The 12,751-nt window shown below is 66.7% G+C and carries 11 protein-coding genes; all 11 read right to left on the bottom strand.

The features are described from left to right. Position 1 precedes the first annotated feature (1 nt). Complete coding sequence (locus DOM45_RS02940; protein ID WP_110598021.1) at positions 2-1,534, bottom strand: HAL/PAL/TAL family ammonia-lyase; 1,533 nt, start codon at positions 1,532-1,534, stop codon at positions 2-4. A 144-nt stretch (positions 1,535-1,678) separates the two neighbouring features. Continuing rightward, positions 1,679-1,993 carry a putative quinol monooxygenase gene (locus DOM45_RS02935; RefSeq protein WP_110598020.1) on the bottom strand — a complete coding sequence of 105 codons (315 nt, stop codon included), beginning with the start codon at positions 1,991-1,993 and terminating at the stop codon, positions 1,679-1,681. Positions 1,994-2,070: 77 nt separating this feature from the next. Next, positions 2,071-2,502, bottom strand: coding sequence for a hypothetical protein (locus DOM45_RS02930; RefSeq protein ID WP_157958333.1), 432 nt, complete (start codon positions 2,500-2,502; stop codon positions 2,071-2,073). 163 nt (positions 2,503-2,665) lie between these two features. Next, positions 2,666-3,433: a DeoR/GlpR family DNA-binding transcription regulator gene (locus tag DOM45_RS02925; protein ID WP_110598018.1), complete on the bottom strand. Its 768-nt coding sequence runs from the start codon at positions 3,431-3,433 to the stop codon at positions 2,666-2,668. A gap of 121 nt (positions 3,434-3,554) precedes the next feature. Then, entirely contained in the window at positions 3,555-4,460 is a 906-nt protein-coding gene (locus DOM45_RS02920) for an NAD(P)-dependent oxidoreductase (RefSeq protein ID WP_110598017.1), read from the bottom strand. A gap of 48 nt (positions 4,461-4,508) precedes the next feature. Next, the gene (gene pdxA / locus DOM45_RS02915) at positions 4,509-6,833 is read right to left on the bottom strand and encodes a 4-hydroxythreonine-4-phosphate dehydrogenase PdxA (protein WP_110598016.1); all 2,325 of its coding nucleotides are present in this window, start codon (positions 6,831-6,833) and stop codon (positions 4,509-4,511) included. 172 nt (positions 6,834-7,005) lie between these two features. Next, a complete protein-coding gene (larC, locus tag DOM45_RS02910) occupies positions 7,006-8,253 on the bottom strand; it encodes a nickel pincer cofactor biosynthesis protein LarC (RefSeq protein WP_110598015.1) in 1,248 nt (415 codons plus the stop codon). Then, complete coding sequence (gene larB, locus DOM45_RS02905; protein ID WP_110598014.1) at positions 8,250-9,014, bottom strand: nickel pincer cofactor biosynthesis protein LarB; 765 nt, start codon at positions 9,012-9,014, stop codon at positions 8,250-8,252. Before larB ends, larC begins: the two co-directional genes overlap by 4 nt. Positions 9,015-9,036: 22 nt before the next feature. After that, a complete protein-coding gene (gene larE / locus DOM45_RS02900; protein ID WP_110598013.1) occupies positions 9,037-9,942 on the bottom strand; it encodes an ATP-dependent sacrificial sulfur transferase LarE in 906 nt (301 codons plus the stop codon). 31 nt (positions 9,943-9,973) lie between these two features. Further along, positions 9,974-11,236, bottom strand: coding sequence for a nickel-dependent lactate racemase (gene larA / locus DOM45_RS02895; RefSeq protein ID WP_110598012.1), 1,263 nt, complete (start codon positions 11,234-11,236; stop codon positions 9,974-9,976). An 82-nt stretch (positions 11,237-11,318) separates the two neighbouring features. Continuing rightward, positions 11,319-12,443, bottom strand: coding sequence for a 2-keto-3-deoxygluconate permease (locus tag DOM45_RS02890; RefSeq protein WP_110598011.1), 1,125 nt, complete (start codon positions 12,441-12,443; stop codon positions 11,319-11,321). Between the last annotated feature and the right edge of the window lie 308 nt (positions 12,444-12,751).

The following is a 12,751-nucleotide window of genomic DNA, read 5'->3' as shown; positions in this document are numbered from 1 at the left end:
CTCAGGCCGCGGACGTATACAGCGGCCAGTGGCGTGAGCGGATCCGCGTCAGGCAGTGGCGCAGCTCGCCATCCAGGGCGCGATCCTCGGCCACCGGGGCGAAATCCTCACGCAGGTGTTCGACCATCGCCGCCAGCGGCGCGGGTAGCGGGTCAGCGCGCAGATGCACCCCTTGCAGCGCCGCCAGCAGTGTCGCCGCGGCGACCTGTTCGGTGAGCTCGAGCACGCGCAGGGCGTCGCGGGCGGCGATGGTGCCCATGCTCACCTTGTCCTGATTGTGGCACTCGGTGGAGCGCGAGAAGACGCTCGCCGGCAGGGTGCCCTTGAGCGCCTCGGCGGCCCAGGCGGAGGCGCCGATCTGCACTGCCTTGAAGCCGTGATTGATCATCGCCCGGGCCGCCGGCGCGCCGGAGAGATTGCTCGGCAGGCCGTGGTTGTAGCGACTGTCGACCAGCAGCGCGAGCTGGCGGTCGAGCAGGTCGGCGACGTTGGCGGTCAGCGTCTTCAAGCTGTCCATGGCGAAGGCGATATGGCCGCCGTAGAAGTGGCCGCCATGCATGACGTCGCCGACGTCCGGGTCGATCAGCGGGTTGTCGTTGGCGCTGTTGAGTTCGGTCTCGATGAAGCCGCGCAGCCAGCCGAGGCTATCGGCCAGCACTCCCAGCACGTGGGGCGCGCAGCGCAGCGAGTAGCGATCCTGCAGGCGCTGCTGCGGTGCGGCGGTCTCGCTCTCCAGATCCGCGCGCAGCCAGGTGGCGATCTGGCCCTGGCCGGGATGCGGCTTGGCGGCGAACAGCCGGGCGCCGAAGTGGTCCGGATTGCCGCGCAGCGCGGCCACATTGAGGGCGGTGATGCGGGTGGCGAGCTTCAGCAGGTACTCGGCGCGGACGAAGGCCTGGCACGCCAGCGCGGTCATCACCGCAGTGCCGTTCATCAGCGCCAGCGCCTCCTTGGGGCGCAGGGTCAGCGGTTCCCAGGCCAGCTCCGCGTGGACATCGGCCGCCATCCGGACATCGCCGCGCCAGATCACCTCGCGCTCGCCGCAGAGCATGGCGGCGACGTAGGAGAGCGGCGTCAGGTCGCCGCTGGCTCCCACCGAGCCCTCTTCGGGGATTCTTGGCAGCAGGTCCTCCCGCAGACAGGCGTGGAGCCGCTCGAGCAGTTCGAAGCGCACTCCGGAGACGCCCTGGCACAGCGACTGCAGGCGTGCCGCGAGCACCGCCCGGGCCGCCTCGGGCTCGAGAAAGCGGCCCAGGCCGCAGCCGTGGAAGGTGTAGAGCTGACGCGGCAGCGCCGCCACCTGGGCCAGGGGGATCGCGGTGACGCAGGAGTCGCCGTAGCCGGTGGTGATGCCGTAGATCTGCCCCTCGCGGTCGAGCAGGCCGTCGACGACCGCCGCCCCCCGGTCGATTCGCTCGCGCCATTGCGGATCGGCATCGAGGCACGATTTCGCTCGACGCTTCGAGAGCGCGTCGATCGCATCGATGGAGAGCGGCTCGGGGCCGAAGACGACAGGAGAGGCGGGGAGTGACATGAAAGCGACATCCGGGGTTCGAGGATCGCCGAGTCTAGCCCGGCGATCGGGCCACGAACCAGCGGATGGCGTACGACAAAGGTCGAGTGTAGGGGCTGTCACGACAGGCTGGCGCAACCGCAGGCCGGGCGGTGGTCCTCGCGATCAGCCTGGCCGGACCGCCGTGTAGAAGAACCGAACCGAGGGGTCGGCCGCGAGCAACGGCGCGGAGCCTTCCTTGAACGGCTTGTAGTGCGGCATCTGGGTGTGGTGCTCGAAGGCGGCGCGATCGCGGTAGACCTCGTGCAGCACGACGATGTCCTCGCTGCCTTCCGGGGTCAGCACGTCGAAGGCGAAGCAGCCCTCCTCGTTGGCCAGCGACTCGCTGGCATCGTTGTGCGCCAGCGCCAGAAAGGCCGGTACCTGCCCAGCCTTTACCTGGAACTCGGCGATGACCACGAAGTGAGTGGTGTCGGCCATGGGAACCTCCTTGTGGGAATGGATGTGTTGCAGGCAGTCTAGGCGCGCGACGGAAAGGGCGAAAGCCGCCGGCCCGATCAGTGGACGCGAGGTGCCTCGCCCATGCCGAGACGCTCCTGGAATTCGGCCACTGCGCTCTTGAGGAGTTCCAGCAATCCGGGGATCAGCGCAACGCCCTGATCCGGCCCCTCGACGAACTGCTCGACACTGACGTGCACGGCCTCGTTGTGCACGACGAGCTTGGCGGCCTTCAGGGTATTCATCACCTCGTTGGCGGTTTCCAGTAACAGCGTCCGGGTGGTGGTCTCCGCGGCCTGCCACACGCCGGGCAGCATCAACTGGAAGAACGCCGGCTCGTCGGCGGCGACGACCAGCACGAACTCCAGCTGGTCCTGGCGTATGCGTGCCGCGTGGGTGTCCATCGCCTCGATGTCGATCTCCATGGCACGCAGCTGTTCGATGTAACGCGCGAGTGGCGCGTTGGCTTCCTGTGATGTATCGGTTTGCATGGGGGCGCTCCGGGCAAAGTCGGTCTTGGGCGCGGCGGCGCCAATGCCATTCATTGTGCCCGCCATCCCGGTCGGACACCATGCCGGCCGGCGCCGGCCCGTCAGCACACATCGATCACGGCGTTTGCGGTCTTCACTGGGTGGCAGGGCGCTGGCCTGGCGATCAGCGCTCTGCCGCGGCGGGGTGCCTGATGCTGGCGCCCAGTGCGCGAAACGTCTCCAGCCGTTCGTCCGTGGCATCGGTGATCAGCGTCCACTGCCGCGGGAAAGGCGTCCAGTGCTGCTGGCTGGCATGGCCCAGTTTGGTGGCATCGGCCATCACGTAGACCTCGGCGGCACGCGATATCATCGCCTCCTTGAGCCAGGCCTGTTCCGGACTGGCCTCGCACAGCCCGAGTTCGGTGACACCGTCGGCGCTGAGAAACAGCCGATCGACGGTCAGGCGAGAGAGGGCCGCGTGGGCCAGCGGGCCATAGGCGGTCATGCTCGAGGCGCGCAGGTCGCCGCCCAGCACGGTGGTGTGCCCCTCCGGTAACTGCGTCAGCCAGGGCAGGGCGGCCAGATTGTTGGTGACCACATGCAGTCCGTGACGTTCGTTGAGGCGAGCCGCCAGTGCCGCCGTCGTGGTGCCGCCATCGAGCAGCAGGGTGTCGCCATCCTCGATGCACGCCAACGCGCACGCCGCCAGCCGCGCCTTGACGTCACCCTGACGCATGCGGCGCTGCTCCAGTGTCAGCTCGGGCTCGCGCTGGCCTATCGTCGTGGCCGCACCACCGTAGGTTCGAACCAGCAGCCCCTGTTCGGAGAGCGCGCCCAGGTCGCGTCGAGCCGTCGCCTCGGAGATGCCGAAATGGCGGCAGAGGGCCTCGATGCTGGTAATGCCGGCATGGACGGCTTCGAGCATGTCGTGGCGGCGTTTGGCGACTTTCATGGAGGTATCCCCGCAATCGAACGAACCCGCCTGGGCGGGTTCGACTCCTGTTCCTGGCCAGTGATCGCGGGCTATTGTGCCATCGCTATGGCTCGCGCCCCACCGTGGATCGTGGCGGCGCTCAGTCGGCTAGAGACAACTGATGACGCGCCGCAACGATATCGGAGAGCTCGGGAACGTATTTCTCGCCATCGCCCTGGGCCTCGGCGCCGGCGTAGAGGTCGCGCACGGCCCTGGCGACGCCGGCGTCCACGTTCATCGCTTCGGCCAGCGAGGCCAGGTAGCGCGTATCCTTGTGGGCGTTCGCCAGGGTGAAACGGTGCGCATTACGGTCACGTTCCAGCACGTACTGGAAGAAGGTGCGGTAGAAACCGCTATCCATGCGCGAGCCGCGAATGACGCTGTCGAAGGTCTGCGGCGTGATGCCGGCCTTGGCACCGATGGTCAGCGCCTCGGCGAAGATCGCCCCGTAGCCCATGGCCAGAAAGTTGTTGAGCAGTTTCATGGTATGGCCCGCACCCACCGGGCCGACATGCATGATTCTGGCGGCCCAGGTCTCGATGACCGGGCGCACTCGCTCGAGCGTCGCTGGGTCGGCACCGATGATCGCCTGGAGTTCGCCGCTCTCGGCCTGGGCCGGGATGCCGCCCAGCGGGGCGTCGATCAGTGTGATGCGATCCTGGGCCAGTGATTCGGCGAGCTTGCGCGTCAGCGTCGGTTCGGACGTCGAGCAGTCGACGATGACCAGGTTGTCGCGTCCCGCCTGTCTGGCCCCGACGCGGATGCCATGCTCGCCATCGATCAGCGACTCGACCTGGGACGCGCCGGTCACGCACAGAAAGACGATATCGCATTCGGCGCCCAGCGCTGCCGCATTGGCGGCTTCTGCGGCCCCTCTGGAGACCAGGTCGTCGATGGGTTGGCGATTGCGGTGCGCCAGTACCTTGAGCGGGTAACCCGCCTTGAGGATGTTGCCGGCCATACCGGCGCCCATGAGTCCGAGTCCTGCAAAACCGATGATCGGCATATGTCTCTCCTGGGTATCGATGGATCGTTGTCGACGGCGCCCTGTCGCTCAAGTCTCGGCGCCGTGACGGCTCGCCAATTCGACCGCCTGGCGCAGGGCTTCGATCAGGCTGCGGTCGTCGGCGATGCCCTTGCCGGCGATATCGAAGGCGGTGCCGTGATCGACCGAGGTGCGTATGACCGGCAACCCGACGGTGACGTTGACGCCGGCCTCGAGTCCCATCACCTTGACCGGCCCATGGCCCTGATCGTGGTACATCGCCACCACGCAGTCGAAGTCGCCGCGCCCGGCACGGAAGAACAGGGTGTCGGCGGGCAGCGGCCCCTCGACGTCCCAGCCGCGCTCGCGGAGCGCCTTGATGGCCGGAACGATCTTCTCTTCCTCCTCACCATAGCCGAACAGGCCGTTTTCGCCGGCGTGGGGATTGATGCCGCAGACCGCGATGCGCGGCTGGTTCTGACCGGCGCGGACCAGCGTTGCGTGGGCGCGTTCGATGGTGCGCGTGACCAGCCCCGGCTCGATACGTGCGATCGCATCGATGATGCCGATATGAGTGGTGACGTGTATCACCTTCATCTTGGGGGTCACCAGCATCATCGAGACTTCCTCGGTACCGGTCAGGTGCGCCAGCAGCTCGGTGTGCCCCGGGAACACATGCCCGCCGGCATGTAGCGCCTCCTTGTTGAGCGGTGCGGTACAGATCGCATCGAGCTCGCCGGCCTCGATCAGCTCCACGGTCCTGGCGATGTACTGGTAGGCGGCATCGCCGGCGACGCTGGAGACCTTGCCCCAGGGCAGGTCGGCGGGAATCAGGCCGAGATCGATGCACTCGAGCGTGCCGGGCTCGAAGCGGGCCTGGGCCGGAGTCTCGACAGCGTGCAGTTCGAGCGGCGAGCCGACGATCTCCATCGCCTGGCGCAGGCGACCGGCATCGCCGATGACCAGCGGTCGGCAGCCAGCATGGACCGTCTCCTGGGCGAGTGCCTTGACGATGATTTCCGGCCCGACACCGGCGGCATCCCCCATGGTGATGCCGATAATGGGACGATCGGTCATGCGCATATCCTCTGTGTCTCGAAAACGGGTGGCGGGTCTAGCGTGGGCGGTAGGTCCCGCGTCGCGCCAGATTCGCTGGAACGCTTCGGTGTCGCCGAAGCCGCCAGCCTTGGTGATGACCTCCAGCGTCCGGCCGCGGTGAGGCGCCGTGAGTCGTGCCATTCCGGTATCGGGCGCGTCGACGAGGCCGAGCTGGGTGATATCCGCCGCCATCAGCAGTGCCCGGGCGGTCGCGCCGCCCGTCACGATCAGGCGATCGAGCGCCGCCAGGTGTGGTGCGAGCAGCTCGCCGAGCTCGCGGCTGAGTCTGGGCCCCTCCGCGGCATCGCGATTGTCGGGCTGGGCCAGACGAACCATGATGTCGTTGCCGGCCTGCAGCGTTTGCTGGATGCGTTGATGAAGCGAGGTCAGAGCGGGCGAGGCTGGGGCATCACTCGCGCCATTCGAGAGATCGCCGGCTTCCACCACGACCACCTCCAGGGCGGGATCGGCGGCAACCAGCGCATCGGCCTGCGCGTGTGAAATGCCGCTCATGCTGCCGACCACGATCATCGTCGGGCGTCGACGCGGAACCGGCGGTGGGCCCGGCTGCGGCCGGCCCGAGAGACCCAGAGCGCCTGGTAGCGCCAGCCCCAGCCCGGCCGAGCCGACCCAGAACACCCCGGCGAGTGGCGCGGAAAGCATTGCCACACGCTCCAGGTCGCCCGCCGTCAGCGCATCGCAGACCACGGCCTGGACGCCCTCCTGCTGATACTGGCGCAAGGTATCCGATACCACGGCGTCCGTTTCGTGGAGCGTCGATAGATCGAGTCGGCGTGTCGTCAGCTCGGCACACTCCAGCATCTCGACCAGATCCGCGCGGCCGCCAATGTCTTCGTTGGTCCAGACTTCGGTCTCTTCGACCGGACGCTCGTGAAGCCACTGGCGGCCGTCGCGCGTGGTCCTGCCGGTAGCCGGGTAGGCGGGCGCGACAATCGCCATGCCCGCGCTGGGCACCAGGCTCGCGATCTCGGCGGCGACATTGCCGCGTAGGGTCGAGTCGACCTTCTTGAACAGATAGCGGTAGCGATGCTTCCACTGGGTCAGGCAGGCGCGATGTCGCTCCGCGGCTTCTTCAGCGCTGCAGGCGCGGGAGTCGAGATCGATGGCGACCGCATCGCAGCCACTGACGGCGGTGGCAGAGAGCATGACCTCGGTGGACAGGCCCAGCAGCGTGCAGCCGACCGCCGAGTCGGCGGTTCCGGTGAGATCGTCGGCCAGAATCAGTAGCGACGTCAGCTGGCTCTTGGTGGGATCAGAGTGGCGATCGGGAAGCATTGGCGTCATCGCTCGTGATTGAATCGATAGTATTTTGCCGCATAAAATGATCGTTTCAATCATAAATGGCAAGTCGACTAAAGTGGCGCTCTCCGGGATTTCACCAATATCCGGTACGAGGCCGCCTCGATACCCTGATCTGGAAATGATCAGTGGGTGAGCGAATCGATCATTATTGCAGGTCGTTCGGTCCGGGCCGCGACTGCTTCCGCTGATCATGAGCCGCCAATGCGACGGCGTGGGCCTCGGCCAAGCTGCAGCCCTGCGCCAGTGCTATCCGATGCAGGTCTTCATACTCCGGCGCGACCCTAATCTCTTCGCCGTCCAGGCTACCGATCTTGATCCGGACGCTTCCCCATGGGGTCTCCACCGTTTCGGTCCGGCGCTCGAGGATGCGTCGCGTGGTGTGGTGACGGCGTACGCCGAACGTCGGCGAGTGGCGCAGCATGAGCGTCTCCAGGCGATCGGCTTCGTGGCAGGGGGCCAGTACCGTGACCAGCGTTCCCGGGCGCGACTTCTTCATCGTCACCGGGGTGTAGAACACGTCGAGCGCCCGGGCATCCAGCAGTACGCCCATCAGGTGGCCCAGTTGCTCCCCGGTGACGTCGTCGAGCTGGCAGGCCAGCACGGCAATGGTCTCTCTGCCCTGGCCCGGTGCGACCGTTTCCAGCGAGATCACGCGCAGTACGTTGGGGTGGGGGAAGTCGCGGTTGCCGGCCCCGTAGCCGATCTCGACCGGGGTCCCCGATGGCGCGGGGTGGAACGACTCCACCAGCGTTGCCAGGAACGCGGCACCGGTGGGGGTGGTCAGTTCGCCCGCGACATCGGGCTCGAAGGGGGACAGCGGTACGCCCTTGAGTAGTTCCAGCGTGGCCGGCGCGGGGATCGGGAAGCGGCCATGGGCCATGCTGACCACGCCGTACCCCACCGGCACCGGGGTCGCGGTGATCGTCTCGATATCGAGGGCTTCCAGCGCCAGGCAGACGCCGAGGATATCGATGATCGAATCCATCGCCCCCACTTCATGCAGATGCACCTCGGCCGGGTCGATGCCGTGGATTCGCCCCTCGGCCTCGGCGATCGCGGTGAAGATCGCCGTCGCCCGGCGCCTCACGCGAGGGGGCAGATCGGCATCGGCGACCATCGCCAGAATGTCACCGGCCCGGCGGTGGCCATGCGCATGCTCGTGGTGGTCATGGCCGTGGGAGTGATCGTGACCCTCGGGCTCGAGCGCGATCCTGAGCAGTCGCGCGCGGATACCGCAACGATCCACCGGCCGGGTCTCGAGTGCGAACGGATCGATCGGCAAGCGCCGCAACGCCACGGCGATCTCGTCCAGATCGGCGCCGAGGTCCACCAGCGCCGCCAGCAGCATGTCGCCGGCGATACCGAAGGTGCAGTCGATATGAAGCGTCTTCATGAGGTCCGGGGCTCGGTGGAGGCTTGGGTTTGAGAGGTCGGCGCGGTGGACGCGCTGCCCTCGAAGCTGGCGGAGCGCGGGTCGGGGCCGCGTTCGAGCAGTGAAAGGATGCTGGCGGCCTGCCAGGCGGCGCCGAAACCGTTGTCGATGTTGACCACGCTCATGCCGGTGGCACACGCCGAGAGCATGCCGAGCAGGGCGGTGACGCCTTGCAGGCTGGCGCCGTAGCCCACCGAGGTCGGCACCGCGATCACCGGGTTGCGGACCAGCCCGGTGACCACGCTGGGTAGCGCGCCCTCCATGCCGGCGATCACGATCAGCACGTCGGCCCGGGTCAGTGCCTCGCGGTGGGCCAGCAGTCGATCGATCCCGGCCACGCCGACATCGTTGAGTCGGGCGACGTCGGCCCCCAGCCATTCGAGGGTGCCCGCGCTCTCTTCCGCCACCGGCAGGTCGGAGGTGCCGGCACAGATCACTGCCACGGTCCCGGGAAGGCGCCTGGGGGGCGCGCCCCAGCAAAGCAAGCGGCTCATTGGATCGTAGTGGCCGTGGGGATGGTCCCGTAGTACCCGCTCGGCGCGTTCGGCGTCGACGCGCGTGACCAGCGCGCGCTGGTGCCGAGCGATCAGGCGCCCGACGATGGCGCTGATCTGGTCGGCCTGCTTGCCTTCGCCGAACACGACTTCGGGGACACCGTTGCGGGCTTCACGGTCATGGTCGACGCGGGCGAACCCCAGGTCGGAGATGGAGCGTTCGGTCATGCCTTATCCTGTCGATCCGGATTCAAGACAGCAGCCGATTCATGCTGCCGCTGCGATAGCCGGCCAGATCCAGCGTCACCCAGGCATAACCCAGTGCCGTGAGCTCCGCGACCAGCCGGTCGTGGTGTGCGAGCACCGTCGTCATGTCCTGGGGCTCGACTTCGATTCGGGCCAGTTCGCCATGATGACGCACCCGGAGCTGTCCGATGTTCAGGGCTCTGACGCGGCGCTCGGCTTCGGCGATCCGCTCCAGCTTCTCCAGCGTGATGCGCTCGCCGTAGGCGACCCGGGACGACAGGCAGGCCAGCGACGGCTTGTTCCAGGTCGGCAGGCCCATGGCCTGAGAGAGTTCGCGAATCTCGGCCTTGTAGAGCCCGACTTCGTGCAGCGGGCCGCGGACGCCATACTCGCGGGCGGCCTGGGTACCGGGCCGGTGCTCACCGTCATCGTCGGCGATCAGACCGAACACGATATTGTGGAATCCGGCATCGACCATGATCGGCGCCAGGTGGGTGAACAGGCCGGACTTGCAGTAGTAGCAGCGGTTGGCGTCGTTGTCGGCGTAACCGGGAATGGCGATCTCCGAGGTCTCGATGACCCGGTGCGGCGCCTCCAGGCGCCGGGCCAGGTCGCGGGCGGCATCGAGTTCCTCGAACGGATAGGATTCCGAATCGGCGGTCACCGCCAGGACGCGTTCGCGGCCCAGCGTCTCCAGCGCGATGGCCAGCAGGAAGGTGCTGTCGACGCCGCCGGAGAATGCCACCACCACGTCGCCCATCTCGCGCAGCACCTGGCGCAGCCGCTCGAGCTTGGCGTCGAGCTCGGCGCCCTGGGCCACATCGGCTGTCAGCGGCACGCCAGGCGAGTGCGACGACGCCGCGTCCACGGTCAAGGCATCGATCCGTTCGGTTCGGGCCAGCGAGGTCATGGGTTCCCTCCCGTCAGGTGGTGGTCGCCGCTCATTCATCGACATAGGGCACGGTCAGCGGCCCCAGCGGCATCACGGCAATGGTCATCTCCTCGCCGTAACGCGTCTTCAACGTCTGCAGCGTCTCGGCGATATCGTGGACCGGTTCCATCAGGGCGGCGCGCGCCTGGGCATCGCTCAGCGTGGAGTAGAGCATGACGTCGGCCCAGCTCTGGATGACCGCCTGCTTCTGAACCTGCCACTGATCGAGCATGGCGAACCCCGGCTCCTCGATCATCTCGAGCAGGGCCTGGGGCGAGTCGGCCATGGCCAGGATCTCGGCGAACTTGCCGTGATCGGGAATGCCGTCCGAGCACTCGCAGGCCATCAGGATGGTGCCGCCGCGCTTGACGATCTTGTGCGCGGCGCTCATTCCCTTGACCGCCTGATAGAGGTTCTGGTCCAGCGGGTAGCCGGAGTTGCCGGTGATCACGACGTCGAAGCGCCGATCGGCCTTCACCATCGCGTGTTCGAGTTCGTGCTCGCAGCCCTGACGGTGGGCCTCGGTCAGGTCGCCGGCGAACACCCGGGTGATCGCCTTGTCGCGATTGAGCGTGACGTTGAGCATGAAATGCGGCGGACACAGCGCGTTGATCTCGCGGGTCATCGCCTGCAGCGGGTTGTCGTCCATGTTGCCCCAGGTCGACCGCGGGTCGCCGATCATGCGGGCATTATGGAAGGTCATGATCGTCTCGAGACCGGCGATGCCCGGCATCACGCCCTTGGGGCCACCGGAGAAGCCGGCGAAGAAGTGCGGTTCGATGAAGCCGGTGACGATGCGAAAATCGGCCTCGACCCAGCGCCGGTTGAGCCACGACGGGCAGCCGAAGCTGTTGTCGCCGACGTTGACCAGTTCGTCGTAGTTGTCGCAGTGGTTGTTGATGATCTCGATGTGGTCCACCACCCAGTCGCCCAGCATGCCGCGGAGCTCCTCGACCGTCTGGTCGCGGTGGGTACCGGTGCCGTTGATGATGACGAAATTCTCGTGCGGCACGTGATCGAGCGTTTCGATCAGCAGCGGCACCAGCAGATGGTTGGGCGTGGGCCGGGTGATATCGCTGATCACGATGGCGACCGTATCGCTGGTCTTGACCATCTCCTTGAGCGGGGGCGTGCCGATCGGCGAGTCGAGCGCTTCGCGAACCCCGGCCGCGGGATCCATCATGGCGTGTTGCGTCGGCGGTTCGACGACGAAGGCGTCGTCCGGCAAGTCGAGTGCCAGCTCACCCTTGCCGTAGAGCAGAGAGATTTTCATGAGAGCTCCAGGTTGACGGCGCTGGCGCGCCGTCGGGGAATCGCGTGGTTTTCAGCATGCCACGATATCGACGTGGCGTCGCTCAGCCCTCGCGCGCCGTGCCCAGCTCCTCGCCGGCCCGAAGGTGCGGTTCGTCCTCGAGGGTGCCGTCGATACCGCGTCTCTTCTGCCAGCGGTCGACCAGCATCACGGCGATCGGCCCCAGGATGGCGGTCGTCAGCGTGGCGATCGAGATTTGCGACGTGGCGATGTTGACCAGGTCATGATAGCTCTGCGCCTCGGCCGCGCTCATCATGCCTGAGTTGGCGGCCACCGCTGCCGCGGCGGCGATGGCCGCCGGCGTTCCAGCAGCGTTGCCGGCCGTGGTCGCTTCCGACACCGGCGCAATGACACTGGGCTCGCGGAACAGCCGGAAGACCAGGATACCGACGCCACCGGTCAGTATCGTGGTCATGACGCCCAGCAGCAGGCCGGCCCCCACGACCTCGGGATTGAAGAAGGCCGCCAGGTTCATGTTGGCGCCCAGGGCAAACGCAAAGAACGGGACCGGCAGGATCTCGCCGGGCTTGAGAAAGGTGCGAATGTCGCGGTCGAGATTGCCCAGCAGCATCCCCAGCGCGATCGGCAGCAGCACGGCGATGAAGGCGATCACCGGGAACTGGGAGCCCAGCAGGCCCAGCGACATCAGGGTGAAGAACGGGCCATCGTTGAGCGACAGGATCGCCACCGCGCCGGTGTCGGAGCGGTTGCCGTACTGGCTGGTCAGGGCCGCATACATGCCGCCGTTGCCGTTGGTCATGGCGGCGATGATCGCCACCGTCGAGAGGCCCAGCAGGCCGTCGATCGGATCGAACATCAGGCCCAGGCCCACACCCACCGCCAGCCCGGTCAGATATTTGGCGGTGACCAGCAGGGCACCTTTCTTGAGCGCCTTGCCCCCCACGCGCAGGTTCATCTGGCTGCCCGAGCAGAACAGGAACAGCGCGATCAGTACCAGTGCGCCATCCTTGAACAGCTCCTGGGAAAAACCGCCGATACGCAGGAATTCGTACTGACCGCTGTCGGTCTGCCCCGCCCCCAGCCACTGCAGGATCGCGGTGATCCAGGGCAGGTGGAGCTGATCGATGGTATTGAGCGCGGCGCCGAAGATGAGGGGGACCACCATCAGGCCTCCGGGGACCTTCTGGATCGTGGCGAGCAGTTTCATGGGGTTGACTCCCGTGCGCCGTGCGTGGCGAGTGATTCGCTAGGGAAACGCTGCATAAATGCCTGGGCGGCAGGTCGCTTCGTTGTGCGGTGCTGGCACGCCAGCCCGGACGGAATTCTCGCCTGTACCGCTTGGGCTCCGGTTTCTGAGCCCCCGACGCGGCGTGCTTTACGCCACTCGTCGAGTTATGCAGGGCATTAGGTGATTGAAGCGGTAGTTAATTTGATCGAAACGATCATTATTGGCAATTCAACTAAAGATGTAGTGGGTCGGCACGAATGCCGTTGAGCGCTGCGTTCAAAGCATGG

This window comes from Salinicola lusitanus, assembly GCF_003206045.1.
Lineage (GTDB): Bacteria > Pseudomonadota > Gammaproteobacteria > Pseudomonadales > Halomonadaceae > Salinicola > Salinicola lusitanus.
This window is presented reverse-complemented; position numbering and strand designations above follow the sequence as displayed.

Bases quoted from the DNA above. Each gene is read 5' to 3' on its own strand.
- DOM45_RS02920 (WP_110598017.1), bottom strand. From the start codon at position 4,460: ATGCCGATCATCGGTTTTGCAGGACTCGGACTCATGGGCGCCGGTATG.
- larC (WP_110598015.1), bottom strand. From the start codon at position 8,253: ATGAAGACGCTTCATATCGACTGCACCTTCGGTATCGCCGGCGACATG.
- DOM45_RS02890 (WP_110598011.1), bottom strand. From the start codon at position 12,443: ATGAAACTGCTCGCCACGATCCAGAAGGTCCCCGGAGGCCTGATGGTG.
- DOM45_RS02935 (WP_110598020.1), bottom strand. From the start codon at position 1,993: ATGGCCGACACCACTCACTTCGTGGTCATCGCCGAGTTCCAGGTAAAG.
- pdxA (WP_110598016.1), bottom strand. From the start codon at position 6,833: ATGCTTCCCGATCGCCACTCTGATCCCACCAAGAGCCAGCTGACGTCG.
- larB (WP_110598014.1), bottom strand. From the start codon at position 9,014: ATGACCGAACGCTCCATCTCCGACCTGGGGTTCGCCCGCGTCGACCAT.
- DOM45_RS02930 (WP_157958333.1), bottom strand. From the start codon at position 2,502: ATGCAAACCGATACATCACAGGAAGCCAACGCGCCACTCGCGCGTTAC.
- larE (WP_110598013.1), bottom strand. From the start codon at position 9,942: ATGACCTCGCTGGCCCGAACCGAACGGATCGATGCCTTGACCGTGGAC.
- larA (WP_110598012.1), bottom strand. From the start codon at position 11,236: ATGAAAATCTCTCTGCTCTACGGCAAGGGTGAGCTGGCACTCGACTTG.
- DOM45_RS02925 (WP_110598018.1), bottom strand. From the start codon at position 3,433: ATGAAAGTCGCCAAACGCCGCCACGACATGCTCGAAGCCGTCCATGCC.
- DOM45_RS02940 (WP_110598021.1), bottom strand. From the start codon at position 1,534: ATGTCACTCCCCGCCTCTCCTGTCGTCTTCGGCCCCGAGCCGCTCTCC.